This is a genomic window from Tropicibacter sp. Alg240-R139 (genome assembly GCF_900537075.1).
Classification (GTDB): Bacteria; Pseudomonadota; Alphaproteobacteria; order Rhodobacterales; family Rhodobacteraceae; genus Falsiruegeria.
In genome coordinates this window covers 1-24,396 of sequence record NZ_UNRA01000010.1, presented here as the reverse complement: position 1 = coordinate 24,396, position 24,396 = coordinate 1, and the positions used below count along the sequence as shown (strand labels likewise).

Genomic DNA, 24,396 nt, shown 5'->3' with positions numbered 1-24,396 from the left:
ACCTTCTTCAGAACGCAAAGTTGTTGCGAGGAAACATCAAGCAACAAGCGCAATTGGGTTTTCGATGAGCCGTTTGAATGCTGCAAGAAGTTCGGCACCAAGTGCACCGTCGACAGTCCGATGATCCACAGAAAGTGTAACGGTCATAATCGTAGCCACCGCGACGTCGTCACCTCGGACAATTGGGCGTTTTTCACCTGCGCCCACTGCAAGGATCGTACCATGGGGCGGGTTGATCACGGCGTCGAATGACGACACTCCGAACATACCTAAGTTGGACACCGACGTTGTGCCGCCTTGGAAGTCTTCTGGAGCCAGTTTTCTCGCCCGCGCCCGGGCCGCTAGATCTTTCATTTCAGAGGCAATGGCCGACAGGCTCTTGGTGTCAGCATCCCGAACGACAGGCGTAATCAAGCCTCCCTCGATTGCAACGGCCACGGCAACATCAACATTCTTGTGAAGCAGCATGCTACCATCAGCCCAAGTGACATTAGCGCTAGGAACCTCGCGCAATGCACCAGCAAGTGCTTTGATTACCATATCGTTAACCGAAATCTTGTAAGCTATAGCGCCCGCTCCATCAGTCGGGGCAGCAGCGTTAAGCTGGCTTCGGAACGTCAGAAGCGCATCTAGTTCGACATCGGCACGAAGGTAAAAATGTGGAACGTTCTGTTTGGATTCAGTCAACCGGCGAGCGATGGTCTTTCGCATCGTGTCCAGCTTGACAACTTCATAGCTCCCATCGGGATAGAGCCCTGACACATTCGCAGCCGCTAAGGGAGCGGTTGGCACTACAGTGGCTGCACGATTCAAGGTTTCTCCAGAAGCAATCTTGGCTTCGACGTCGACACGCACGATTCGACCGTTGGGGCCGGTTCCGGAAACCGACGCAAGTTTCACCCCTGCCTCTGCCGCGATCCGTCGCGCCAGAGGTGACGCCTTTAACCGGTCATCCTCTTGCTTGCCAGTAGGCAGGGATGCGGCGGCAGAAGTGCCGGAAGCTGCTAGTTCGGGCTGGGGAGAGGTGCCCTTGCTCGGCTCTGCGGGTTCTGCCGCCAAAACTGTACCCGGATCCTCGCCTTCCTCGGCCATGAGTGCGATCACAGTATTGACGGCAATATTTTCGCTGCCAGCCGATACTATAATCCGGGCAAGCACACCTGCTGTGGGTGCTTCATATTCCATCGTCGCCTTGTCCGTCTCGATTTCGGCGATGACGTCGCCAGCCTCAATCCGGTCTCCTTCGGCAACCAACCAAGACGCAAGTGTGCCTTCTTCCATGGTCGGGGACAAAGCTGGCATCGTAAGTGTAATTGGCATGGCATTTCCGTCTATTTGCTTGGGTAGACCGGACTCCAAAGTCGGCGGTCAGTTTCAGTTTCATAGCCCTTTCCAGCTGGGAAACTCACAAGCTCCAGCTGCATTCCCCAGGGTGTCAGGAAATAAACCCATCTCTGCCCAGCACTCGGGCCTTCATGGCGCACTACGGGTTCACCTAAGAGTTCGACATCGTGATCTTTCAACCATTGCAAAGAGGCGTCGAAGTTGTCCGTATAGAAGGCCAGGTGGTGGCCCCCTACATCACTGTTTCTCGGTTGGTCCAACTGTTGCTCTGGCGCTTCGTACTCAAAAACCTCGAAATTCGGACCGTGTCCGCAGCGAAAGAATCTTAGTCTTCTCATCACCGTTCGGGGATGAACGTTTAGCTGGCGCGCCATCCAGTCATCTTCGAACTCAAACGGCCCAAGATCATAGAATTGCTCGCAACCGACGACATCTACAAAAAAGCGGGTAGCTTGCTCCAAGTCTGGAACCGTAAACCCAACATGTTCGACGCCTCGCAAACCCGGCATTTGTGCTTTCACCATCGAATCTACTCCACTCAAGAAACGACTAGTGCGCCTTGTCCTACATCGACCATCATTTGACGCAGTTCGGTTTCGATTTCCGGGCTCATAACGAAAGCGGCACGTTCCAGTACCTTCGAGACGCTAGGCGAGCTCTCACCGCCATGAACGCGTTTCACCGGTTGATCCAAATAATCGAAGAATCTGCGTTGGATTTCGTCCGTTAGCATCGCTCCATAGGATACGGTCAGGGGGCTTTGCTCAACAACAACGACATTGTTGGTCTTTCGGATACTTTCGCCAATGGTGTCCCAATCAATCCCTGCTCGGTCCAATGATCTCAGATCGATGATCTCAGCATCGAGTCCAAGCGCTTCGACCGCCTTGCGCGATTCCTCGACCATCGCCGAATAGGTCAGAATGGTCATCCGTGAGCCCATACGCACTACTTTGGCTTTGCCCAGTGGGATGAAATAGTTGTAGTCCTCAGCTGGACCCTGCCCTTTAGTAGTATAAAGCGATGCATGTTCTATTACTAAGACTGGGTCCTCGCATTGAAGAGCACTGTTCATCAATCCGACATAGTCGAAGGGAGTTGAAGGCGCGACGATCCGCCAACCTGGCCACTGGGAGAACAAGCCGGCTGGGTCCATGGAGTGCTGCGATCCATAGCCGGTACCGATGGCAATTTTAGTACGGAACACGATCGGCATAGCGGTGTCGCCACCGAACATGTGCCGGGCTTTGCCAATCTGGTTGAACAGTTGGTCAGCAGCTACGAGGCCGAAATCGGGATACATCAGCTCGACCACCGGACGAAACTTGCCCATACTGGCCACTCCCCCGGCCAATCCGCTAAAGCCAGCCTCAGCGATCGGCGTCGGGATAATCCGATCCGGGTACTTTTCGACTAATCCCTTGGTTGCGCCATTTGTACCACCTTTTAAGCGATGAATATCCTCGCCCATGCTGAAGATGCGGTCATCTTCAGCCATACGGCAATCCATTACCTCGGCCACGGCGTCCACATATTTCATTTCTACGAGATCACCTGAGTGGGTTTCCTCTTCCTCGAAACGCAGGCCCTGCAGTTCCGAAAGATCACCGCGCAGACCGAAGTCGCGCATTGCTGTTTCTGGCCACAAGCTTTCAATGATCGTTCGCTGGTTGCCGGCTTTCTGTGTCAGGGCATCGGCGACAACTTCCATTGCGGCCTTAGCGCGCGCCGCAATTTTTGCGTCACCGTCTTCGTCAATCCACTTTTGAGCCTTCAAACCTTCAAGCATCACTCGCAACGGATCGCGTTCTCGCCACGTCGCTTCGTCCGCCTTACTGCGGTACCCGAACGCACTGGCGGGGATGCCACCACCGTGATGGAAATACCGATAGAGAATGGCCTCGATGATCGTTGGACCCTTACCAGAGCGCATGATTTCAAGCGCACGCTCAGTCGCAACACGGACTGCCACTGGATCCATTCCATCAACACGGAACGAAGGAATTCCGAAGGCAAGACCGCGCGCAGAAACTCTGGTTTCACGTGTCTGTTCTTCAACGGCAGTAGCAACGGCGAAGCCATTATTCTCAATAAAGAAGCATATTGGCAGGTCCCAAAGTGCGGCCAAATTCATTGCTTCGGGTACGGAACCGATATGAACTCCACCCTCGCCTACATAAGAGAAAACGGTGTCATGTGTGCCTTCGCGTTTTTTTGACCACGCCGCACCCGTAGCAAATGGTACACCACCGCCCACAATCGCATTGGTTCCTAGCGCACCAGCTTCGCCCCAGCGCAGGTGCATCGAACCACCTCGGCCTTTACAGTATCCCTGAGCAAGTCCCAGTATTTCGGCCAATGACTTCTGCAACAGTTGCATAATGTTATCGTTTAGCTCGGTAGTCAGCGGGTCTTCGTATCCGAGATCAAGGTAGTTCAGCCCTTTCGCTAGAAACTGGTGGTGGCCGCGGTGAGATCCGGTCACCTGATCACCAACAAGCAGAGGAGAGATCGAGCCAATTGCCCCACCTTCCTGACCGATGGAACTGTGCGCCGGGCCATGGATCAAGCCCTGGCCGTCCATTTCAAGGACCATTTCTTCAAATGCTCGGACGATATGAAGATGGTTGTGCATCTTTAGAGCTTCGTCCATGCCGAGCTTTACCCAATCAGCCTCGGTCGATTTGATTTCGATCCAGTCGGCCATAGGAGTAATTTTCTTGGTCTTAACCATGTTATCCTCGTCTATCCAAAAACACCGATCCCGGCATTATTATGGCGGCATCAGCGGTTCAAACCGCCCATGCACATGTACTTCGTCTCAACGAATTCCTCGATTCCATACCTCGAGCCTTCGCGGCCAATGCCGGATTCCTTGATGCCGCCGAAAGGTGCCACTTCGGTCGAAATGATACCCTCGTTAATGCCAACCATGCCGTATTCAAGCGCCTCGCCAACCCGCCAAACTCGACCGATATCCCTGCTGTAGAAATAGGCCGCCAACCCGAATTCGGTGTCGTTGGCCATCCTGATGGCTTCTTCTTCTGTTTCGAACCGGAATACCGGTGCCAACGGCCCGAAAGTTTCCTCGCGGGCAACCGCCATGTCAGTGGTGACGCCCGTCAACACGGTCGGCTGGAAGAACGTCCCGCCAAGATCGTGCCGTGAGCCACCTGCGGCAACCTGGGCGCCCTTACCAAGAGCATCGGAGATGTGTTCTTCGACTTTCTTGATCGCAGCCATATCAATCAGGGGGCCCTGCTGCGCGCCGTCGACAAAGCCATCGGCCACGACCAGTTCGCCCACACGTTCGGCGAGCCGTTTAACAAAGTCATCATGAACTCCGCTCTGCACCAGAACGCGGTTAGTGCAGACACAAGTCTGACCGGTATTGCGGTATTTTGAGGCAATCAAACCTTCGACGGCAGCATCGATATCAGCGTCGTCGAACACTATGAATGGCGCGTTGCCACCTAGTTCCATCGAGACCTTTTTGACCGTGTCAGCGGACTTGCGCATCAACACTTTGCCGATTTCAGTTGAGCCAGTAAAGGTGACCTTTTGCACCAACTGATTCGATGTCAGTTCTCCACCTATGGCTCGCGCCGAACCTGTCACTACGTTGATTACGCCCGCGGGCACGCCGGCCTGTTCGGCCAGGAATGCAATCGCCAGGGCAGAAAAAGGAGTAGCCGAGGCGGGCTTGACAACTGAAGTGCACCCAGCTGCAAGCGCAGGACCGATCTTGCGGGTGATCATCGCAATCGGAAAATTCCACGGTGTAATAGCGGCAACAACACCGACTGATTGTTTGATGACAACAATTCGCCGGTCTTCCCACGGGCTCGGAATGACATCGCCATAGATTCGCTTGCCCTCTTCAGCGAACCATTCGATAAAGCTGGCACCATACAGTACTTCGCCCTGCGATTCCGCCAGCGGTTTACCCTGTTCGGCGGTCATTATAGCGGCCAGATCTTCTTGGTTTTCCAAGATCAACTCGTACCACCTGCGCAGAATTTTCGCTCGTTCCTTTGCGGTTTTGGCGCGCCATGACGGCAGCGCCTTATGGGCCGCTTCGATTGCATTGTGTGTTTCCTGTGCACCCATGTTTGGAACCCTACCAACGATGCTGAGATCCGACGGGTTTGTTACTTCAATCACGGCTTCTGTGGATTCAACATCAAGCCACTCACCGTTGATTAGGCAGGCTTGACGCAGAAGTTCTTCATTCAATTTCATAGCGGCCCTCAATTCTCACTCGTTGTGCAGGCCAGCCGATCGGGCCGCCATTTCCACGTATTTGAAGAAATCTTCTTTGCCGTCGCCTGAGGCGATAAGCGCACTCCAGCCTTCGCGCACCAGCGCAGCTAACGGCATCGGCGTATCGGAGTCGCGACCTGCTTCAAGTGCTAGGTCAAAGTCTTTCGCCATCTGCGACACGTCAAACATCGGCGAATAGTCACACGCCTTTAGTGCCTCGAGTTTGTACCCGATGAGTGGAGAGGCTATGACGCTGGCACCCATCACCTCCAACATAGTCGTACGGTCCAGACCGTTTTTTAGACCGAGCGACAATGCTTCTCCCATCATCGCGGCTGAAAAGCCCACCATCATGTTGATCGCCAGTTTCAGGACACGGGCGTGATCAGCCTCTCCAACATAGAATTGAGCAGCGCTAATCGCCAACAGAACCGGCTGCAAGGACTGGTAGGTATCGTGATTTCCCGAAGCAAGAATGGTCAGTTCACCTGCTGCTGCCAAGGCGACGGAGCCTGAGACCGGCGCACTCAAATATTGAATTTTCTTCGCCTTCGCCACTTCCGAGATCGCGGCGGAAACCGCAACCGACACCGTGCTCATTTCAACAAGCACGCTTCCCGCGGGCAAATAGGCCAGTACGCCATTGGCACCTAAAACGACCTCTTGCAGGGCCGCATCGTCGGACAACATGACAAATAGAATGTCTACGTTGGCGGCAAGGCTCTTCATGTCACGGGCGACCTGCGCACCAGCGGCGCGCAAGTTTTTGCATTTTTCCGGGCTTCTATTCCAGACCGTCAAGTCGTGACCAGCTCGAAGAATATTCATAGCCATAGGCTCGCCCATTTTGCCTAGCCCAATCCATCCAATTCGCATCGCGTTACCCACTCTCCATTCTGGCGCCCGCAGAGCGAGCGACTATTCTTGTGAGATTATTCGTCCCAAGTGTTCCCGAACTTCGGTTGCTTCGTATCAACGCCATCCGGGAAAACCCGGCGATTGTTGTAGTGAGATTCACTATGACGGATACCAGGCAAGAGATCATGACCGGACCAGTATTGACGGCCGCAAACCAACAAATCTTCCGCAGGGAACTTAGAAATGATCTCAACACCATCCTTTGTAACGACCATCTCTTCTTCAATGCGGGCAGCATGATGGCTGCCTTTGGCCGGCCAGAAGGTTTCCAGCGCGAAGACCATTCCCTCCTGAATGACTTCTGGGTGATCAATCGACACTAAGCGACTGATAACTGGGCGTTCCCAGATACCGAGACCCAAACCGTGGCCATATTGCAAACCAAACGCAGCTTCTTCATTTGGAAAGCCGAACTCTTCCGCCTTAGGCCATACCTGAGCCACTTCGCCGGTCGTGACACCTGGCTTGATCATTGCGATAGCTTGGTCCAGATAGTCACGACACCGCTTATAGGCATCCTGCATCTCCTGACTGGCGCTACCAACTGCAAAGGTACGGTAGTAACAGGTTCGGTATCCCATATAGCTGTGCAAAATGTCGAAATACGCCGGATCACCGGGGCGGAGCGCTCGGTCTGAGAATACGTGAGGGTGAGGGCTGCAGCGTTCACCAGAGATAGCATTCACGCCCTCTACATACTCTGATCCATTGCTGTAGAGGAAGTTACTCGTCAATCCGACAAGCTCGTTTTCACGAACACCTGGACGGATCGCGCGGTACAGTTCTTCGTAAGCGAAATCCACCATTGCGGAAGCATGGGTCAAAAGGCTAATTTCGTCACGGGTCTTGATCACCCGTGCATCCTGCATCAGTGCCTGGCCATCTACGATTTTCAAACCCAGTTCCTGCAGCGCGAACAAGATTGGTGGCTCTACAATATCCACGCCAACCGGCTCGTTTTGAAGCCCGTGCTTTTCCAGCTCGCGATAAATTTTCTTTGCGGTTTCCTGAGCTCGCCCCATGTCTGGCGTCATCGCGCCACGCAAGAGTGGAATACCAGGACGAGAGCGCTCGTCGCCGCCCATCCAGGGAGAGTGCAGAGCATGATGCTTCGCAGCAGAACCGAAATCCCAAAGTATGGGCTCGCCTCCTTGGGGCAACAACGTCCAACGTGAAACTTTGTCTTGCGCCCAAGTGCCAATGTGAGTGTTCGTGATGTAGCGAACATTGGTCATGTCGAAGCACAAAAGTGCACCTATTTCGGATTTTTCGAGCTTTGACTTAACCCGCTCCAGACGCTCATTTCTCAACCGATCAAAGTTGATCCGGTTCTCCCAATCAACCGCCATTGTCCCATAGGTTTCGATTGCCATTGGCGCTTCCTCCAATTAGCGCCGTTGCAACCATACCAGTTGAATTGAGCCTTGTTTCTACGAGTGGACAGCAGGCAGGCGACGGCGATGTGTGTTTTGATTTCTCTACAAATCAATAGATATCCGCCAAAACCCGCCCCATTCGGCCAATGTTATCCATTTTCGACATTTTCCCAGAAACTCAAGTGGAGGCTAGGGTCCGGCCTTACATCTAGAAGATGATTGTTGCTGCGAGAGCGATGGCAGAGCGGTATTTGTGGGCGCATTTGTCATAAAGTGTTGCGATGCGCTGTTGGTATTTTAGTTTTGCAAGAGGATTGCGAAATCCTTGCTGGCAAGGGTATACCGCCCTGCATTCCAGGCAAGATTTGCGCGTTAAGGGAGGCAAATTATGACGACGTCGATACAAACGCCGCGACCGTATCGACATCATACTTGGCCACTTGAGTGATTGGAGTTGCAGCAACCTGCTACGACGGATGCCCCACGGTGTTCTCTTCGACTATCGCTCTCATAGTTGCGGTCATATTCTGGCTGTGGGTCTTGAACCTAGTCGACTGGCCGACTTTCTGGGATCACTTCATCGTACGTCCAAATCGCTTCAGTGTCCTATTTGATCTGGGGAACTCCGGAACTCACCACGCCATTGCATCCGGATATTCAAGATATCCAATTTGGACATCCTTTTGGATTTGGGGTACTCTTGACTTACTATGTATAAAATGCGGCCCCGCAAGTCGTCGATCTTAGACGTGGACGGAGTAACGGACTCGGGAGTCAAATTGCTTGAGAGGCGCAATGGAGCAAGGTAAACAAAACGCAGATGACGGCCGAAACTTAGGCAATGTTAGCGAAGTCGAAATACTACGAATATTGCGGTTTCTTCAAAAAACAAGAACGCCTTTTGACGCTCACGTTTCGGCAAGCCAACCTGACCCCAACTGGAACATCGTTCTTTTTTTGATCGAAAACTACTTGGTAGGACGACCAGTATCTGTCAGTACATTGATTGAAGCTTCTGGTATTCCCTATGGCACGGCGCAGAGGCGTATTCATACTATGATTGATGCGGGTCAGATCGATAAGGTTTACCGCAGTTCTTCAAGAAAGTCCTATTTTTTACAACCTAGCCCCGAGCTTTATTCCGACTTCACAAAGTTTGTCACCCAGGTGAAATCTGCTCTTGCTCGTACGGTAGGTGCTAGAAGTCAGGACAATGTTGATGAATTCTATCTAGGCGGCGCCGATTTTGCGCGTGAAATCATGCCTCCTGCGCCGTTACAAAGTAAGTTGGCCGAAACCGATGAAGAACTGAAGTTCCTGCTCCATGATGACAACTATTTCAGTGCCATGCGCAACATGTGGGCGGACTATCGTAATAGTCTGGGATCTCGTCGCAGCTTCATCCTAAAGCGACTTCCCGACCTTCACTCGGAGTTGAAGACCCTTTTTGAATCTTCGGGTTCTCCTTTCGATGTTGTAGCTCTCAATATGCCTTGGCTGGGAGAATTTGCCATAACAGGCCAGCTTCGACCACTCGATGAATTCATAACCAAGGAGAACATCCGTCCGATGGACTTCCACCCCGCGGTGTGGTCTGCCGGACAGTGGGCTGACCGTCAATATGGCATTCCCATATACCTGACGGTTGAGAGCCTCGCAATCCGTCGGGACCTACTTGAGGGCCGCGGTCTGGAGGCGCCGCGCACCTTTGAACAGGTCATCGAAATTGGTCGGCAGTTTCACGAGCCAGAAAACGAGTTCTACGGCGTGGCCTGGAACGGCGCACGAGGGATGCCGATCGCGTCCAGCTTTATGATTCTGATGGGGTGCTGCGGCGCACCTATACTAAACCTTCCGAAAGCACGAAGATACTACCAATGGGCCAGCCTCACACCAGAGCAGCTGCGTCCGAATATTGACTGCGAAGAAGCCCGCATTGTTCTTGATTACATGCGCCGCCTTGTGGAAATCTCACCACCTGACATTCTTGAAATGGGGTGGAACAGGCGTGTGAGCGCATTCCTGAACGGTGAAGTGGCCATGGCCTATTGTTGGTCAATGCGGGCATCGCGGTTTGGCCAAGACGTCGGCTCAATGGTGAAGCGCAGAACCCAGTTCATACCCCAACCCAAAAGTGCTTTTGGTATGAGTGGTAACCCTGTAGGCGGCTTCCTTTTGTGCATCCCATCCAGCATTTCCGATGCTCGAGCAAAACTGGCATTCGAAGCAATTTCCTGGATGGTGTCGCCTGAAGCAATGAAGCAGCATGTCACCAATGGTCTGCCAGTTGCTCCGCGTTTCAGTGTGGCGGCGGATCCTGAAGTGAATGCCTCTTCCCCAATTGTCCGATTTGTAGATTCACTCGCAAAACGAGACTTGTTATGTACTTGGCAACGCCCCCCAATACCTGAGTATCGCGAGATTGAGTTTGTACTAGGAAATCGTATTCACTCCGCGCTTTCAGGCGAATTGACCGTGGATGAAGCTCTTGCTCTTGCGCAAGCAGATGCGGATCAAGTCATGCGGCGGGCTGGGCATTACTAACTCGGAAAGCGGTAATTTTCAGAACTTAATCTAAAAAACTGTAAGCGGGAAAATCCACTACGGATAAATCTATCGACACCGTTGCCTTTTCCTCCGCGTATCCTGAAGCGGAGGTGAACTTCAAGCTGGACTCTGACTTTTTGTGCTTGTTTGGCTAAACCATGAAGAAGGTGTTTGTGTGAAATTCGTAACCACGCTGATGAGTGCATTGATCGTTGCCACCAGTTTTGCACTCTTCTCGAGACCGGTGAATTCCGCTGAACAAATTCAGCGTTGTTTGGCTATGGCTCCAAAGCGTCCTGAGCATGCACTTTCTGGGAAGCTTGTGTTCCCCAATTGGAATGGCGACTAACAACAACCTAAAACTACGAACCAAGGATGACCCAGATCGCCGACACCGTCATTACTTCGCTTTGGTGAACTGGAATGCGCGCAAAAAGATATCGGTATTGTCGTTCGGATTCCCCAAAATAAATTGCTATTGCCAAGCATTAGTTACGTTACACTGCTCGAAGCAAAAGGCCTAGGTCGTGTTGACAAAAGGGATTCACACGGCGCTCTGATAGTGATTCAAGCTGGTATCTGCAATGGTAATCAGCTTGGCACGAAAACTGATGTCGGACGAGGAATAGGCGATCTTTGAGTGCTTCATCCTGGCTGTCCCCGCCCCGAATGGACGCAAACCCACGAACCATCGGCTTGTTCTTGATGGGATTTTCTGGATTGCGCGAACTGGTGCGTCGTGGCGGGACCTACCGGATGAATTTGGAAAGTGGTCGAGCGTGTATCGCCATTTTCAACGTTGGACGTTGACCGGGCTTTGGGAAGACATAATGGAGGCCCTGAACGAAAGCGGGGCGGTGCCAGACGCCCTGCAAATGATCGACGGCACTGTAATTCGCGCACATCATCAGGCAGCGGGCGCTAAAGGGGGACTCCGCGACAAGGTTTCGGCCGCTCAAGACGTGGCTTCACGACCAAGATCCACCTCCGCGTCAACGCCGCAGGCCTGCCAACGAGAACGGAAATCACCCCGGATCAGACATTCGACTATCTGGCGTTTGATCTGATCATGGAAAATAACCTTCCCGAGCCGAGCGTTCTGTTGGCTGACAGAGGCTGTGATGCTGACCACATTCGGGAAAAGATGGAAGCGCGGGACGTGTTGACTCAGATACCCATGCGCAAGTGCCGCAAGATACGTGTCGGTGTGGACCACTCGCTGTATCGCCTTCGCAACCTAGTCGAACGCTGTCTTAACAAGCTCAAGAACGCCCGTCGCGTCGCTACGCGCTATGACAAGACTGCCGAGAGCTACCTCGGCTTCATCGACATTGCGTCAATCCGCCTTTGGCTCCGTCTTTTGTCAACATGACCTAAACTTGGACCGGCAGGTTTTTGATTGTCTGACTGCAGGTTTTCCGACATTGCAAACAAACAAAAAATCTTCCAACGAAGCCTCTCGGGCAGATGCGGGTGATCAAGGCCCTTCATTGCTACCCAAAGAGCCCATCACTCCCACGGGGAACATTCACGGGTACGGACCTGAAATTGCCTTGGGTCTAAGGTTTGAGAGCGATCGGCATTCCTGGGGCTCTTACTAATTTTACTGCAAGATGAAACTGCCGAACAAAAATCTAAACCCCACCCAGTCCGGATGGCGTGGGCTTGACGCTACAGCGACTCCGTTTATTGCACCCCCCAAGTACCATAACTACAGTTGAAATCGACCTGCTCATCACACTTTTGACGCCGTCCGCTAAGTCATTACGGAACAACCTGCATGACCATGAAATATCCTTGTTGGATATCTTTGCCGACGCGACCCCACTTGCCCTGTTAATGCTAGTTGTAGCAAAATTATGTATTCTTACTCGGCCTGACAAAACGTTTTCTGGCCAAAATCCAGCCACTGGAGTTCTCAATGACTGATCTCTTCTATCTCTATCCGGTCGAGTTTCGTAGTGTAACGGCCCCAAACCTTCCGGGCAGTCACCGAGATTTAGGCTAACCAGTAATGATTGCTGTTTCGAAATCTGGCGGATTGTTCATTACAGTAAGTTTTCCACTCACAATGTCGGCTTCGCGCTACCCGGAATGGACAACGTTCCGGAAGATGCCTGCGCCTCATGTGAACGGGACACAGAATGGGAAGGCCTAAACTAGAGTAGGCCTGAGGAGTAAACCAATGAATGAGAGTCTCAAAGTTACAGAGTTTGATGTCGTCTTTGAAGCAAAAGGCACTGCTGTCGGAAGAATGCGCAACAAAGTTGACCTAACCTGGGTGAAACGCGGCAATGACAGCGAGACCTTCTCTTTGGCGACCGACGAAGGAGTTTTTCACGGCGGTGAAAACACGGCTCCGCCTCCCCTCGCCTATTTTGGCGCCGCTTTAGTCGGTTGTTTGATGACACAGATCAGAGCCTTTTCCAAACGAATGCAAATCCCAATTCGCGACGTAAAAGTTAACGCAAAGCTTCAGTGGAAGGGTCGCCAGATTGGGCGCAACCCATACGAAACCCAACCTAAAGGCTTCTCGGTAGATGTGGATATCGACAGCGATGCATCCGAGGGAGATTTACTGCGTCTCGTTGATGCCGCCAAAAAAGGCTGTTTTGTTGAGCAAACTTTGATGCAATCCAATAGAATTCAGCATCGACTGAAACGAGAAGGAGGATGGACTTCTCTTTGACTATCAATATCGTGTTGTCGAAATAGGACGTTCCCAATGTTAAACAGCGGGATCTGCACAACTGAAAAGGAGGCAATGCTTGAGAAATTTGTGCGCTTCGCGCGCGGCGCGATTGTCCTAAACGAAGCCAAGGAATATGCGATCCAATCCCTTAACTCTCGTTGTGAAACAAGGGAGCCACGGGGCAGGTTAAGCGCTAGCCAACCACTCTTTGTTTTGGCCTCAAAAGAAATATCGAAAATGGATAAAATGGAACTCACGAGGGTGGGTCTTAGCTAGTATATATTGGCTTGAAGACAAGCACGACAGAGGTAAGCGACAGAATGTTAAACCGCCATTTTCAAAACTGGGTCTATGCCACTCCACCGATCGCGTTGCTGCTCATCGGTCTTTATCCGTTTATTGGGTCAACGATTGCCCTTCCACTTTACCTGTCTCTTCCTGTGTACATGGCTCATCAATTTGAGGAACATGATAACAATCGCTTTTCCAAATTCATTAAGGGTATGATGGGGGAGGACAAAAAAGGCGTTACTCCCTTTAAGGTCTGGGTTGGCAACGTAATCTTTGTTTGGTTCTTGATCCTGGCAATTTTTTATATTGAAGCAGCCTTCACTGGCTGGGGCGTGTTTGCGGCCCATTTGATGATCACCAATGCGCTCCTTCACATCATTTGGTTGGTTAAGCTTAAGAAACCAAATCCAGGTCTTTGGACAGCCATTCTACTGTTCATCCCATGTTCGGTTTGGATTTTCTCTTCGATCCCGGCCACGCTAACGATGCATGCCGTCTCGCTTATCATCGCGGTCTTTCTTCAGGCTGGGGTTTTGATAATGGCAAGTAAACCTGCTTAATCAACTGCTTCTACTCCCAAGTTAGCTGGGTGTAGAAAGTGAAAGACTTCCGGCTGAGGCCGGAAGTCTCGTTTGTCGGAAGAACCCTGTTGGAATGTCCTCAGTCAACCACTGGTTGATCTGATCTGTGAACGCATCAAGCTGTTAGGTCCGGAGGGCTAAAGCCGACCGACGGCCTAGTGTGGCGAAGATCAGTGCAAACACCCAGAGGATCGGTCCCACAAAGCTGGCGGGCGGGCCGACATGGCCTGGTACGACCAGAAATAGGAGAAACGGGATGTCAGTGGCCGACGTGCCGATGGCATTGATCCAATAAGCTGTGGGCGCGTTCCGCCAGCTGAACCACGCAGTCGCGATGGCGAGCACTGCAAAGAAGGCTAGGAAAAACGCTGTCTGATAGAGCCGACCCTGGACCTCATCCGCATCGAGTCTGAGCCCGAGGGAAGTCACCTGCCAAGCGGAAACTAAATGTAGCACCCCCCAAATCGCATACAAACCAGCGGCAATTTTAGCAAAGGTCATAGCCTGTACTCCATTTACAAAATTTAGAAATTTTCGCCGCTTTTACAATATATTGCTCATTGAAACCATTATCAGCTCGACTTGCCATCTGAGCTACTTTCCAATGCTTGGACAGGTATTTGCGTATTTTTGCCATTTTCGTCCCTTGTGACCAGGAATGGTTGTTTCTCTCTACTGCCAACAATTCCCTGCGGGTGGTTGACTGCGAAGTGAGGAGCGCGGGTATTTGTGACGGTAGGGGTCCAACCGCCGATTTTCCTTTGATCCGGTCTCCTAGGCGGACGGATCGGCGCACGCGTGTTTTGGCCTCGGGTAAATCCGTTCGCTGAAATCTCGCCTGTGTACCAACCCATGATGGCCTAGAGATAAGGGATGCTGGGCAGCATCAGAAAATTGGTGATATCGGCACACCAAACATGATTGGGCTGATCCAGTCGCAACCCGAGCAGTAGCTGGGTAATCAGCTGTGTTTCTTGGTCGCCTTGATCGTGCTGGATTTCCGGTAAACTGGCTTGGGGGTCATCAACCGCATCATACGTCTGATCTGCTTCTCAGATGTCTGTTCACCTTTCTGTAGCCGGTCCAAGCAAACTGGATCAGTTCAGCCTGCCGAACCCGCACACGGCCCGGATAACCACGTTACCCTTTTCAAGAGACGAAGAAGTGGGGCGGGGTAACAACTCCGCCCCAGTGGATCACATTTTGAGCAGGCGCTCGATCGCTGCGGTTGTTTCCTTCGGGCTTTCAAGCGACCAGAAGTGACCCCCAGGAACAAACTCAACACCAACGTCCTTAGCGTTTGGGATGTACGTGCGCGCGTCTTCATAGAATTCGCGCGGTTGCGTTTTGCTGTCATAGCCTTGCATGATCAAAACCGGACAAGTCCACGAACCTAAAAGGCGTCGACGGCGATCAATCCACTCCTGGCGGAACGACATAGTGTTGAAATAGCGCGTGATGGCTTTGTTGGCTTCTGGGAAGGAGAATTCCTGAATCACACGGATCATATCTTCATCAGGAATCGGAAACTTCGTGACCCATGTATAAAGCCAGATAGCAAATTTTTTCGCGTCGTCCAGCTTTCCGCTCCACGGCGCATTTGCCAAGATCGGCCCTTGAGGGGCAAGATCGGGGTGGAAGTGGAACAGGTGCTGTTCGCCGCGTCCGTAGCGCAGAACTCGATTGGGGAACTCAGACGTTATGTAGTCGCCCTGTACTGACCCCCGATCATGCGTGACAAGGTTGAACTTATCAATCCCGATCTTGCTAAGCATAGCCATCAGCTGACGTGCTGCACCTTGGTGTGAATAGTCGCCGACTTCTTTGCTGGACTGTCCATACCCTTTCAGATCAACGCCAATAACTCGATAGCGATCTGCCAACGCAGACATCTGATTGTGCCACATAAACCATGTGTCAGGAACACCATGCAGAAAAACTACTACCTCGCCATCCTTCGGGCCAGCCTCGACGTAGTGCCATTTGATTTGCTCGAAGTCGCCATCTGCCCAGACTATATGGTGTGTATATTCTACCCCACCTAAAGTTTCGGTATCGCCATCCTGGTCTTCGGGACGAGGCTGTACACTTTCAAAGTAGCCAACGCGCTCTTTGATCTTCTGCTCATCTGGCATAAAATCCTTTAGGATTTCGCGAGCCCTTTGCGGAACTTCACTGTACTGCATACTTTCAATCATTGGTTGTGTCCTCCTTTTCACATCGCACTTCAGTTAACCAAAGTGCTTTTCCCATTCGTGGATGTATGACTTTTCATAGATGCCGGCCCTGGTGAATGGATCGTCATCATGGTACTTTTGCGCGGCTTCGAGACTGTCCGCCTCAATCACCATGAAGCTGGCAATATTGTCTCCCGAACCATTGTCGTTCAGCAGAGGGCCAGCTTGGATCAGCTTGGCCACCGTGCTTGATTGAAGATACGCCCGATGTTCGGTGCGATTTTCTTCTCGTAATTCTCGCATGTAAGGCCTATCGATGCATAAGCGAATAAACAGCATTCTGTCCTCCCGTTCAGATTGAATTTTTTGTGAGTGCACTTTGGTGTGCAGTGCCGTGGTGGAATGCCAGCGTGAAACAACTCTTTACCGGCTATTTAAGGCGGGTGCCGAGCAAAGAAATTTCAAGCCAATCGGTTGTAATCGGACCATGAGGCTCGATCGACATCGTACTTCCTCCATTCACCGCTTTCGCAACCGGGCCCGATGATCAAGGTGAGGGTAATAGTTTGGCGACAGCATTGTTCGTTCAGTTTCCTCTTTGGAAGTACAAGTATCTTCCGCAGGCTGGGTTTTACGATCAAAGATATCCACTTTTGACATTCTCGATCCACCTCACAGGCCAGCATCTAATGCCCATTACGGAAATAAATCACATGCAACGTCGACCAGGTAGCCAATTGAGGTCTACGGCGAACATGGACACCCTTGAACGTTGCTGGACAAGTCGGTTGTGCGAAAAGTCCCAACCGGGCACTTGGTGACACCATGACATTTGGGGGGACGCAAGACCCAAACCCTGTCACGCACAAGTGGCCCGGCTCAGACCAATCGAGCAACCGAAAGCAACGAATGCCCTATTTAGCTCTTTTGAAAAACCCATGGCCGGAATTTTGGCTGAGCAGCAAAATACCCGCCCGGGTACTGGGTCTCTTCTCCCAGTTCGACGGCTGCATGCCACGCCCAGCGGGGATTGTAGAGCGCTTCGCGTGCGATCTTGACGAAGTCCGTCTTGCCGCTGGCGATCAGATCTTCGGCGACATGCGGATCAGCAATCAAGCCAACCGTCATCGTCGTGATATCGGCACCGGCTCGCACCTGTTCGGCCATGGAGGCTTGGTATGCAACACCAAACGGCGGCTTCTGGCGCGGGTCCAGACCTCCACCGGAGATATCGACGTACTCAATTCCGCGCGTTTTCAGTTCCAGCGCCAACTGCGTGGCTTCTTCTGGGGTGAACCCTTCGCCTTCGACCCAGTCGGTCGCCGACACACGGGCACCCATCGGTTTATCCTCGGGCCAGGCAGCGCGCATGGCCTCGAACACTTCCAGCGGGAAGCGCATGCGGTTTTCCAGACTGCCGCCATATTCGTCGGTGCGCCGGTTAGTAATTGGCGAAAGGAACTGGTTGATCAGGTAGCCGTGGCCTGCGTGTAGCTCGACCAGATCAAAGCCAACGCGATCGGCCCGGATCACCGCGTCGACGAATTGCTGCTTGATTTCGGCCATATCCTCCGTTGTCGCCTCACGAGGTGTATGCCAGGTTTCGGCGAAAGGAATCGCCGACGGGGCGATGGTTTCCCACGCGCCCTGTTCCTCTGTCAGCGGGAGGCCGTCTTTGGCGGGCGGCACTGTCGAACCCTTGCGGCCGGCATGTCCGAGCTGAACGCCAAATTTGGCAACTCCCTTAGCCTTGACGAAATCGACGATGCGCTTCCAGGCCGCCTCGTTGTCGTCGTTGTAAAGGCCAGCGCATTCATAGCTGACCCGACCGACCTCGGATACGTCCGTCATTTCCGAGATGACAAGACCGGCCGCCCCCATAGAAAGCGAACCATAGTGCATCAGGTGCCAGTCATTCACGTTTCCATCCTTAGCCTGGTATTGGGCCATGGGCGAAACGACGATCCGGTTGTTGAGCGTTAAGCCGCGCAGCTTTGCGGATGAAAAGAGTTGGGAGGTCATGCAGTCATTGTCCTTTGTGATAATGCAGCCAAAAGAGGCGGCAACAGGTGCTTTACCGGATAGTATCAATTTGAATCGCCAACTGGGATTTTTGAATATCCATAATGGATAGTGTGTAGCCCAAACCAAAAGCCATTAAGCGCCGCCCATCATGATTTCGCTCAAGGGAAATCATTTCCCAAAACATGTCCTTTTGCACGCTACCTACTTTTACTTGCGGTATTCGGTGAACAAAATTTTGAGGAGATTTTAGCTGAACGCGGTGTACACTTTGATCATACGACGTTCAGCAAATGGGCGTTTATTACTCTTGTTCTGATTGAACTGAGCGGTGACTCGGAATACTATTGCAGACCATATGCACCCCGGCATTTCACTCCGGGGATTGGAAATCGCGAAGTGCCCGCTGACACTCCTTATGTTCGAGGAGTTCATTGATTCTGTCCTCGAACCGCTCACGACCGGCCTTTGCGGCATCCAGCGAAGCTTGGGTGGTCCTGTCCGCGATGGCCGCGGAGTAGGAGGGCCGCTCCTTCATCCTGCTCCACCATTCAGCAAGATTTGGAGCCTGGTCCGCATTCAGCATGACGCCGAGACGCTCGAACCGGTTGATGAATGGAGTAAGGGCAGCGTCCGCGAGCGTGTAGTCCCCAACCAGATAGGCCTGGTCTTGCAGGGCACGTTCTGCTTTCGCCTGTAGCGCGACTATCTGCTGGATTGCCGGTAGTGCGTCTTCGGCATAGGGCCCGTCGGCTACGAGACGCCTACGCTCTTCCCGCCAAGCGTAATACGGTATCTGTTGTAGTTTTTTCTCTAGCACATCGGGTGCAAGTGACGCCAATTTGTCCCGCACAAAAATAGCAAATGAGAAGACGCGCAGTGCATCGAAGGCGGAATCAACCGTCTTGAGCCACCAGTTCATGCGCGCTCGCAACGCAGGAGACTGTGGCGTGAGCACTGGGCCCTCGAAGGCTTCGTCGATATAGACCATTATTACCGACGATTCGTTCAGTACAGTCCCGCCATCGACTAGCGTTGGCACAACGCCGTCGGGATTGAGCCGTCTGTATTCCTCTGAATCGAGGCGCTGAGGTGTGACGATTTCCTCGTCGAATGCCACTCCTTTCTCATATAGCGTTAGAAGTGTCTTCGTGGCGCAAGTTGCTCCCGCATAGTGATACAATGTGACCATCGTGTCAGCCCTTTCTGGCAGTCGATTGTGAACGCCGGCTTTTGGGCTACGGCTCTCAGATACTTTCGCTTTTATGCTAGCGCCATGGCCTCCGCGCTCCCACATTCTATCCAGACGCGTTTGCATGGTGAACACGGAAATTGGATCGAGAGCTCTCAGGAATGGGACTCCACACCCACCCGACCAAATCTTTTGCGCGCTGTTGACTTCTGCAACAACCGGAATGGGAAAGACGAGGGAATCTAGCCTTGATTTTCTCCTCGGCAAGCAGGGACTCCAGATCTCACCCGATATTCAGTTCACGTATGAGGTCCTCCCGAATCCAATAGGCGGCACCGGAGTATCCGATGCCGCCAATTGATCGTCCACGGGGAGAAATATAGGACGACCGGTAATTGCTAAACGTGACTTGGCTTGTTCGGTACTTGCCGGTCCAGTGGCCAAGATCGCAACAGAAATCCTAGAGATTGAAGCTAAACATTTGATGTTTCATGACTTTTCTTGAGCAATGCTCCACGGATTGCTGTCCCGGAGAGCCTCCGGAAGAAGTTCCTGTGGGAAGTTCTGGTATGAGACTGGCCTCAAGAATCGCCGAATAGCCAACGGACCGACTGATGTAGTCCGGCCGTCAGAACTCGACGGGTAAGGCCCGCCATGAATAATTGCCGTGTTCACCTCAACCCCTGTCGGCCAGCCGTTTGAAACAATCCTGCCGGCTTTTTTCTCGAGAACCGGAATCAACTTGCGGGACGAGTCCCAATCTGAGCGTTCCAAGTGTAGGGTCGCGGTTAGCTGGCCTTCCAACTTTCGAGCGAACTCGAGCATTTCGTTTGAGTTTTGACACACAATCACAACAGAAGACGCGCCAAAATTCTCTTCAACTAGAGTTGCATTGTCCTCTACTGAGTTCGCTTCAACTCGAAGGACCGTTGGAACGCAACCGTATCTCGTGTCACTCTCGACACCTCGTGCAATAACTTCGACTGAGTCATTTTCCTTCGATCGGGCAACACCTGCTTCATAGTTCCCATGAATTGCGGTCGTGAGCATGGGTTGCGCCTCTTGCGTAGAAACTTCTTTCCGTACCTCATCCAAAAAACGTTCGAGGTCCGGACCATCTACCGCAACAACTAGGCCTGGGTTAGTGCAGAACTGGCCCGCGCTTGCGGTCAGTGAAGCAATGAACTCTTTGGCAATTTGGACGGGACGAGATGATAGCGCCCCCGGCATCAGGAAGACGGGGTTAACGCTCCCCATTTCGGCGTGAACGGGAATTGGTTCGGGTCGGTTTTGTGCAATCGTCACCAATGCAAGGCCCCCTTTTTGAGAACCGGTGAACCCCACGGATTTAATTGCTGGATGAGCGACGAGACACTTCCCAATGTCATGGTCGGACCCAGCGACCATTGAGAAGATGCCCTGATGCATACTCATGCTTCGAACAGCCTTAAGAACCGCGCGCGCCACAAGTTCCGACGTACCGGGATGGGCAGGATGGGCTTTGACAACGACGGGGCACCCGGCCGCAAGCGCTGAAGCAGTATCGCCGCCCGCAACCGAAAACGCCAAAGGGAAGTTGCTGGCACCGAACACAGCCACAGGGCCAACCCCGATAAACTGCCTGCGAAGGTCTGGACGCGGCAATGGTCGCCGTTCGAGGTCTGCCGGAACAATGTTTGCTTCAATGGGTCCGCCATTTAGAAGAAGCTTGGCGAACATCCGCAATTGTCCCGTCGTTCGGTTGCGTTCGCCTGTGATACGAGCAGCCGGTAACCCCGTTTCCCTAGACGCGAGTTCAACGAGTGCATCGCCCAGACCATCGATTTCTTTCGCGATGCTTTCCAGCAGCTTCGCCCTGACTGATGGTGATGTCGAGCGAAACTCGTCAAATGCAGCATCGGCCAATTTGCAGGCCGCAAAGATGTCTTCTTCGGACGAGGAGAAATAGTCGACACCAAAGTGCTCGCCCGTCAGTGTGTCGACGCCCTTGAAAGGTTCCCCGACACCAATTTTTTCGATATCCCCGACAAAAAATCTTCCAGTTGGTTTCATGAGTCCACCGTTTGGGTTGAATGGTTGAAACGATGTTTGGACAAAACTGGCGTTTCAGAAACATCTCGCTATCGAGCAGCTAACACAAGCATTTAAAAAGCGTTACATGCCGCAAGTTTCGCGTTTACGTGGTGAACGCGACAGGATGCTTCCTTCACTGTTAGAAGCCTTGAGCCTAGAACTTGAAGGAACAGTCTAGCTCAAAAAATAGCAGGCTAGGGGAATGCGCTGAATGTAAATATGGAGGTCGTAATGGCTCTTTCTTCTTTTGGTTACGTCGGTTGTCGGAGTTCTGATTTGCCCGGGTGGAAGGAGTATGGGACCGAGCTTTTGGGTCTCCAAATGGTTGATAGTACTCGCGACACTCTCGCCTTTCGGATGGACGACCGCAAGCAGCGTATTTTGATCGAACCCGGCTCAGGCGGCGGGGTTTCGTTCTTCGGGTGGGAGGCAGAGGACCTCGGGGCGCTGGACGCCATCTGCAATCGGCTCGAGAAGGCCGGGACAGAGTTTTTTAAGATGCCTCGTGCCCTGTGCGCACAGCGGGCCGTCACCGATGGAGTTTACTTTCTTGACCCAGCAGGCAACAGGCTAGAGGTGTTTTATGGGGCTGAGGTTGCTGACGACGACTTTGTGCCATCAAGGGCAATATCAGGGTTCGTTACCGGCCCTTTGGGCCTTGGGCATATCGCCATTTACGTAGATAATCTGGATACCGCACATAAGTTTTACACTGATGTTCTTGGCTTCGGTCTAAGCGACTACGTAACCGCACCGTTTCGAGCAAATTTCTATCACATCAATCCACGTCACCACAGTTTAGCACTGATTGAAGGGGCGAACTCCGATGTCCATCATATGATGATGGAACTCTATCAACTTGATGATGTTGGCCAAGGATATGACATTGCACTCGAAGACCCTGAGAAAATTGCGACCACGCTTGGCCGCCATAGTAACGACTTCATGACATCGTTCTACACCCGCACTCCGTCTAAGTTTCTGATGGAGTATGGCTGGGGCGGCAAGCTGATCGATGTGAACACCTGGGAACCTTTCGAGCTTAAGGTTGGACCAAGCCTGTGGGGGCACGAACGCTCCTGGCTAGACGACGAAGGTCGCGCAAAAGCCAAGGAATTGCGAATGGCCGCCGCTGCAGACGGCGTGCAGGAACCAGTCTACGTCGCCGATCACAATTTCATCGACAATGGAATCAACTGTGCTTGGTGGCAACAGGCACACCAGAAATGAAAATTTCTGAGTGCTCACGGTGAAAGCTGAGGGCGCGCGACTGTTCACCCGAAGGAGAAAACTAGATGAAAAAGATACTCAACTCTGCGCTTTTAATGCTGGCCCTCACGCTTCCTGCGTCTGCGGAGGACATGCGAAGCCTACGCTTGGGTTCGGCCTCGCCGCCGAGCCACCCGGCAATGACGCATCTCTATATTCCATTTGAGAGCTATCTGCCCGAAGAGTCAGACGGAAGGTTGACAGGCAAACTCTATGGGATGGATGTGGTCGGGTTGAAGGAGATGCGCAGTGCATTGAAGGGTGGTTTGATCGATATTGGCCTGCTTCTACCCAGTTATTTCCCGTCAGATTTCCCTGAAATCACTCTAACGACCAATATGAGTTTGTTGGGGCGCAATGCAAGCGCGGTAACGGCAGCTATTACGGAATACATCGTCACCTGCGACGAATGTCAAAGAGAGATGGCAGATTATGGCGGCGTGTTTCTGGCCAGCGGTTCGACCAGTGCGTACAACCTTCTATCGCGTGAACCCATTCGGTCTCTCGAAGATCTAAAAGGTCTTAAGGTTCGAGCAACCTCTGGACCTTTCGCACGATTGACAGAAGCGCTTGGTGCGGTTCCAGTTACTGTGTCGGCCAATGACGTTTTCGAATCTATGTCGCAAGGCACGATTGATGTCTCTATTGGCTCTATCAGCGATCTGATCGGGCAGCGCCTGATGGATGTTGCGAAACATGTCAATACCATCTCGTTCGGCACTCAGCCGACTTCGTCGACTTTCACCGTTGGGATCGACGTCTGGAGTTCACTGAGCATTGAGGACCGGAAAGCGATTGTTAGAGCGGCGACGCGCGCAAACATGGACTTCACACAGCGTTGGGACGAAATGTCGATGACCGCGCAAAAAGAGGCCGAGGAAATCGGGATCGAATTTGTAGAACCTGACAGTGAGTTTGCCAGTTTTGTTGCCGATTTTGCGGTGCGAGACCTAGAAACGGCTGCCACATTGGCGATGCAGACTTATGGCATCGACGATGCGGGGGTCAAGCACGCTCGACTACAGGAACTCTACAAAAAGTGGGCTGAGATCTGTGATGACTTGGACAACGATCCAGAGGCGATTGTTGCCGAGATCAATAAGCAGATTTGGTCCAAGGTTGATTTCGAAAGCTACGGAATGTAACTGTATAGAGATTTTATGTAGATTGCTTTTGAACGCTGCCGGAACACCGGCAGCGTTTTTTTGTTGAGGTTTGAGGTGACCCCTCTTCCTTCCAACCACTCTATCCGAATCCTAAAACGGCAAGAACACTAGGCGAATTAGGGTCAGGACCCATTGATTTCCACCGGCTGCATGATTCACCGCTGCAAAAATGAGCGGTGAATATGTCTGATCTTTTCTGGTTGAGCGACGCCCAGATGGCGCGTCTTGAACCCTTTTTTCCAAAGTCCCACGGCAAGCCACGCGTTCACTGCCCGGCAGGGCATCACGCAGTGATGTCCCGAGAGGGTTGACCGTCGTGTATTAAGTGGAATTATTTTCACCAATCGCAATGGCTTACGATGGCGTGACGCACCTGCCGCCTATGGCCCTCACAAGACGCTGTACAACCGTTGGAAGCGGTGGAGCGATAAAAGGGCATCTTCGCCCGGATGATGRCCGGTTTGGCCGCCGGGCACGGTGAGCAG

The 24,396-nt window shown here is 52.4% G+C and carries 19 protein-coding genes and 2 pseudogenes; 8 read left to right on the top strand and 13 right to left on the bottom strand.

The genetic code is table 11. The annotated features are described in order from the left end of the window. Positions 1-36: 36 nt before the first annotated feature. The 6 genes from G6R15_RS21930 to G6R15_RS21905 are packed head-to-tail and all read right to left on the bottom strand — an operon-like array spanning position 37 to position 7,898. The gene (locus tag G6R15_RS21930; protein ID WP_164662203.1) at positions 37-1,320 is read right to left on the bottom strand and encodes a pyruvate dehydrogenase complex dihydrolipoamide acetyltransferase; all 1,284 of its coding nucleotides are present in this window, start codon (positions 1,318-1,320) and stop codon (positions 37-39) included. 11 nt (positions 1,321-1,331) lie between these two features. Further along, entirely contained in the window at positions 1,332-1,868 is a 537-nt protein-coding gene (locus G6R15_RS21925) for a VOC family protein (protein WP_164662202.1), read from the bottom strand. 14 nt (positions 1,869-1,882) lie between these two features. Further along, the gene (locus G6R15_RS21920; protein ID WP_164662201.1) at positions 1,883-4,078 is read right to left on the bottom strand and encodes a thiamine pyrophosphate-dependent enzyme; all 2,196 of its coding nucleotides are present in this window, start codon (positions 4,076-4,078) and stop codon (positions 1,883-1,885) included. Positions 4,079-4,128: 50 nt separating this feature from the next. Then, on the bottom strand, positions 4,129-5,586 hold the full coding sequence (locus G6R15_RS21915; RefSeq protein WP_164662200.1) for an NAD-dependent succinate-semialdehyde dehydrogenase: 1,458 nt from the start codon (positions 5,584-5,586) through the stop codon (positions 4,129-4,131). A gap of 15 nt (positions 5,587-5,601) precedes the next feature. Continuing rightward, a complete protein-coding gene (locus G6R15_RS21910; protein ID WP_255456198.1) occupies positions 5,602-6,483 on the bottom strand; it encodes an NAD(P)-dependent oxidoreductase in 882 nt (293 codons plus the stop codon). Between the two features lie 56 nt (positions 6,484-6,539). Then, positions 6,540-7,898 carry a Xaa-Pro peptidase family protein gene (locus G6R15_RS21905; RefSeq protein ID WP_164662198.1) on the bottom strand — a complete coding sequence of 453 codons (1,359 nt, stop codon included), beginning with the start codon at positions 7,896-7,898 and terminating at the stop codon, positions 6,540-6,542. A 798-nt stretch (positions 7,899-8,696) separates the two neighbouring features. Here G6R15_RS21905 and G6R15_RS21900 point away from each other — a divergent pair. From G6R15_RS21900 to G6R15_RS21885, 4 genes are all read left to right on the top strand, one after another. After that, positions 8,697-10,445: an extracellular solute-binding protein gene (locus G6R15_RS21900; RefSeq protein ID WP_164662197.1), complete on the top strand. Its 1,749-nt coding sequence runs from the start codon at positions 8,697-8,699 to the stop codon at positions 10,443-10,445. 635 nt (positions 10,446-11,080) lie between these two features. Continuing rightward, positions 11,081-11,820 (top strand): IS5 family transposase gene (locus G6R15_RS21895; RefSeq protein ID WP_240336840.1). Its coding sequence is split into 2 segments (ribosomal slippage): positions 11,081-11,372 and positions 11,372-11,820, totalling 741 coding nucleotides; the frame shifts between segments, so codons are not numbered across the junction. Between the two features lie 813 nt (positions 11,821-12,633). Further along, complete coding sequence (locus G6R15_RS21890; protein ID WP_164662196.1) at positions 12,634-13,137, top strand: OsmC family protein; 504 nt, start codon at positions 12,634-12,636, stop codon at positions 13,135-13,137. 323 nt (positions 13,138-13,460) lie between these two features. Continuing rightward, positions 13,461-13,991 (top strand): HXXEE domain-containing protein, encoded by a 531-nt coding sequence (locus tag G6R15_RS21885; protein WP_164662195.1) that lies wholly within the window; start codon positions 13,461-13,463, stop codon positions 13,989-13,991. Between the two features lie 144 nt (positions 13,992-14,135). Here the strand turns inward: G6R15_RS21885 and G6R15_RS21880 are convergent, their stop codons facing one another. The 5 genes from G6R15_RS21880 to G6R15_RS21860 form a co-directional block, all read right to left on the bottom strand. Further along, complete coding sequence (locus G6R15_RS21880; protein ID WP_164662194.1) at positions 14,136-14,513, bottom strand: hypothetical protein; 378 nt, start codon at positions 14,511-14,513, stop codon at positions 14,136-14,138. Positions 14,514-15,208: 695 nt separating this feature from the next. Continuing rightward, a complete protein-coding gene (locus G6R15_RS21875; RefSeq protein WP_164662193.1) occupies positions 15,209-16,210 on the bottom strand; it encodes an alpha/beta fold hydrolase in 1,002 nt (333 codons plus the stop codon). Positions 16,211-16,243: 33 nt separating this feature from the next. Then, a complete protein-coding gene (locus G6R15_RS21870) occupies positions 16,244-16,528 on the bottom strand; it encodes a YciI family protein (RefSeq protein WP_164662192.1) in 285 nt (94 codons plus the stop codon). 579 nt (positions 16,529-17,107) lie between these two features. After that, positions 17,108-18,211 carry an NADH:flavin oxidoreductase/NADH oxidase gene (locus G6R15_RS21865; protein ID WP_164662191.1) on the bottom strand — a complete coding sequence of 368 codons (1,104 nt, stop codon included), beginning with the start codon at positions 18,209-18,211 and terminating at the stop codon, positions 17,108-17,110. Positions 18,212-18,263: 52 nt separating this feature from the next. Further along, a complete protein-coding gene (locus G6R15_RS21860) occupies positions 18,264-18,410 on the bottom strand; it encodes a hypothetical protein (RefSeq protein WP_164662190.1) in 147 nt (48 codons plus the stop codon). Here G6R15_RS21860 and G6R15_RS22960 point away from each other — a divergent pair. Next, a pseudogene (locus tag G6R15_RS22960) lies at positions 18,363-18,508 on the top strand (IS6 family transposase); the annotation flags it as partial. The gene G6R15_RS21860 and the pseudogene G6R15_RS22960 sit on opposite strands and share 48 nt — an antisense overlap. Before the next feature lie 76 nt (positions 18,509-18,584). Here G6R15_RS22960 and G6R15_RS21855 read toward each other — a convergent pair. Together G6R15_RS21855 and G6R15_RS21850 are read right to left on the bottom strand one after the other, a co-directional pair. Beyond that, positions 18,585-19,403, bottom strand: a complete 819-nt coding sequence (locus G6R15_RS21855; RefSeq protein ID WP_164662189.1) for a glutathione S-transferase family protein — start codon at positions 19,401-19,403, stop codon at positions 18,585-18,587. A gap of 489 nt (positions 19,404-19,892) precedes the next feature. Beyond that, complete coding sequence (locus G6R15_RS21850; protein ID WP_164662188.1) at positions 19,893-21,455, bottom strand: aldehyde dehydrogenase (NADP(+)); 1,563 nt, start codon at positions 21,453-21,455, stop codon at positions 19,893-19,895. 252 nt (positions 21,456-21,707) lie between these two features. On the opposite strand from G6R15_RS21850, the gene G6R15_RS21845 reads away from it, so the two are divergent. The 3 genes and pseudogenes from G6R15_RS21845 to G6R15_RS21835 form a co-directional block, all read left to right on the top strand. Beyond that, positions 21,708-22,706, top strand: coding sequence for a VOC family protein (locus G6R15_RS21845; protein ID WP_164662187.1), 999 nt, complete (start codon positions 21,708-21,710; stop codon positions 22,704-22,706). A gap of 65 nt (positions 22,707-22,771) precedes the next feature. Beyond that, complete coding sequence (locus tag G6R15_RS21840; RefSeq protein ID WP_164662186.1) at positions 22,772-23,890, top strand: C4-dicarboxylate TRAP transporter substrate-binding protein; 1,119 nt, start codon at positions 22,772-22,774, stop codon at positions 23,888-23,890. Positions 23,891-24,093: 203 nt separating this feature from the next. Further along, positions 24,094-24,396 (top strand): annotated as a pseudogene (locus G6R15_RS21835) (transposase); the annotation flags it as partial.

Coding starts and splice junctions, on each gene's coding strand:
- G6R15_RS21920 (WP_164662201.1), bottom strand. CDS start 4,078: ATGGTTAAGACCAAGAAAATTACTCCTATGGCCGACTGGATCGAAATC.
- G6R15_RS21925 (WP_164662202.1), bottom strand. CDS start 1,868: ATGGTGAAAGCACAAATGCCGGGTTTGCGAGGCGTCGAACATGTTGGG.
- G6R15_RS21885 (WP_164662195.1), top strand. CDS start 13,461: ATGTTAAACCGCCATTTTCAAAACTGGGTCTATGCCACTCCACCGATC.
- G6R15_RS21870 (WP_164662192.1), bottom strand. CDS start 16,528: ATGCTGTTTATTCGCTTATGCATCGATAGGCCTTACATGCGAGAATTA.
- G6R15_RS21890 (WP_164662196.1), top strand. CDS start 12,634: ATGAATGAGAGTCTCAAAGTTACAGAGTTTGATGTCGTCTTTGAAGCA.
- G6R15_RS21875 (WP_164662193.1), bottom strand. CDS start 16,210: ATGATTGAAAGTATGCAGTACAGTGAAGTTCCGCAAAGGGCTCGCGAA.
- G6R15_RS21840 (WP_164662186.1), top strand. CDS start 22,772: ATGAAAAAGATACTCAACTCTGCGCTTTTAATGCTGGCCCTCACGCTT.
- G6R15_RS21900 (WP_164662197.1), top strand. CDS start 8,697: ATGGAGCAAGGTAAACAAAACGCAGATGACGGCCGAAACTTAGGCAAT.
- G6R15_RS21850 (WP_164662188.1), bottom strand. CDS start 21,455: ATGAAACCAACTGGAAGATTTTTTGTCGGGGATATCGAAAAAATTGGT.
- G6R15_RS21905 (WP_164662198.1), bottom strand. CDS start 7,898: ATGGCAATCGAAACCTATGGGACAATGGCGGTTGATTGGGAGAACCGG.
- G6R15_RS21915 (WP_164662200.1), bottom strand. CDS start 5,586: ATGAAATTGAATGAAGAACTTCTGCGTCAAGCCTGCCTAATCAACGGT.
- G6R15_RS21930 (WP_164662203.1), bottom strand. CDS start 1,320: ATGCCAATTACACTTACGATGCCAGCTTTGTCCCCGACCATGGAAGAA.
- G6R15_RS21910 (WP_255456198.1), bottom strand. CDS start 6,483: ATGCGAATTGGATGGATTGGGCTAGGCAAAATGGGCGAGCCTATGGCT.
- G6R15_RS21880 (WP_164662194.1), bottom strand. CDS start 14,513: ATGACCTTTGCTAAAATTGCCGCTGGTTTGTATGCGATTTGGGGGGTG.
- G6R15_RS21855 (WP_164662189.1), bottom strand. CDS start 19,403: ATGGTCACATTGTATCACTATGCGGGAGCAACTTGCGCCACGAAGACA.
- G6R15_RS21865 (WP_164662191.1), bottom strand. CDS start 18,211: ATGACCTCCCAACTCTTTTCATCCGCAAAGCTGCGCGGCTTAACGCTC.
- G6R15_RS21845 (WP_164662187.1), top strand. CDS start 21,708: ATGGCTCTTTCTTCTTTTGGTTACGTCGGTTGTCGGAGTTCTGATTTG.